At 64.7% G+C, this 1,361-nt stretch carries 2 protein-coding genes; both read right to left on the bottom strand.

Annotated features, from left to right (window positions below):
- Positions 1 to 740 (bottom strand): 3-hydroxyacyl-CoA dehydrogenase (locus EOC06_RS24505; protein WP_245470006.1); only part of this gene is annotated, 740 nt, incomplete at its 3' end.
- A 10-nt stretch (positions 741 to 750) separates the two neighbouring features.
- Positions 751 to 1,361 (bottom strand): SDR family oxidoreductase (locus EOC06_RS24500; protein ID WP_164898715.1); only part of this gene is annotated, 611 nt, incomplete at its 5' end.

The raw sequence follows: 1,361 nt of genomic DNA, 5'->3' as shown, positions 1-1,361 counted from the left end.
ACATAGTCGCGCACGCCGCCAGGCGCATTGAGATCGATGGTCTCGAATGGACCCATGAACGACCAGCGCAGCGCCAGCCCGTCGCGGATGCCGATGTCGACATCCTCGACACTGGCGTAGCCGTCGGCGACAAGCCGGAAAGCCTCCTCCAGCAATGCGCCTTGCAGGCGGTTCATGATGAAGCCGTCGAGTTCGCGCTTCATCACCAAGGGCGCATGACCGGCGTCGATGAGGAAGGCGCGGGTTCTCTCGACCGTTTCGGCAGACGTCCATGGCGCCGGCACGATTTCGGCCGCCGGAATGAGATAGGGCGGGTTGATCGGATGCACGACCAGGCAGCGCTGCCGCCCTTGCAGATGGTCGGTGAATTTCGACGGCAACAGCGCCGAGGTGGAACTGGCGATGACTGTTTGCGGATCGGCAAGGCTGTCCATCAGCGAGAACACCTCCCGCTTCACCTCGAGGTTTTCAGGCGTGTTCTCCTGGATATGGACCGCACCAGCCAGCGCCTCTGCCAGCTCGGCGACAATGGTGATCCGGCCGAGCACGGTGTCGACCGCCTGTCCCCGCAGCAGGTCGTTCCGGGCGAGATCGCCGAGCACGCCGGCAATGTAGTCGCGGGCGCCGCCGGCCGCAGCGGGCGACTGGTCCCACATCCGCACGTCATGGCCGGCGCGGGCAAAGCTGATCGCCCAGGCCCGCCCGATAAACCCGCTTCCGACGATCACGACATTGGCCATGGCTTATTCCTCAAAGTGTTTCGACGTTGCCGTCGACGCCGAGCGACTGGCCGGAAATGTTGATCCCCGCATCGGAGAGCAGGAAGGCGACCATCGACGCCACATCATAGGGGCTGGTCATGCGGCGCAGCGAGATGTTTTGGAGATAACGATCCGTCATCTCTTCGTGGCTGATGCCGACCTGCTTGGCGCGCGCCGAGATGACACCTTCGATGCGGGGTCCCTCGATGATGCCGGGCAGGATGGCGTTGACCCTGATGGCGTGCGGCCCGAGCTCCTTGGCGAGGCTCTGCGTAAAACCGATGACGCCGAACTTGGCCGCCGAATAGGGCGTGCGGAAAGCATAGCCATGCCGGCCGGCAGCCGACGACATCGAGACGATCGAGCCGCCGCCCGCCGCCTTGATCAGCGGCACGGCGCGACGGGCGCACAGAAACTGGCCGGTCAGGCAGATGTCGATACAGCGCCGCCAATCGGTAGGGTCGATCTCGTCGACACCGCCGGTCGGCCCGGCAATGCCGGCATTGTTGATCAACGCATCGAGCCCGGCGAGTTTTTTCTCGACCGCCTCGAACAGCCGGTCGACGTCCTCGTCGCGCGAGACATCGGCCTTGACCGCCG

The organism is Mesorhizobium sp. M7A.F.Ca.MR.362.00.0.0 (assembly GCF_004023175.1).
Classification (GTDB): domain Bacteria; phylum Pseudomonadota; class Alphaproteobacteria; order Rhizobiales; family Rhizobiaceae; genus Mesorhizobium.
This window is presented reverse-complemented; position numbering and strand designations above follow the sequence as displayed.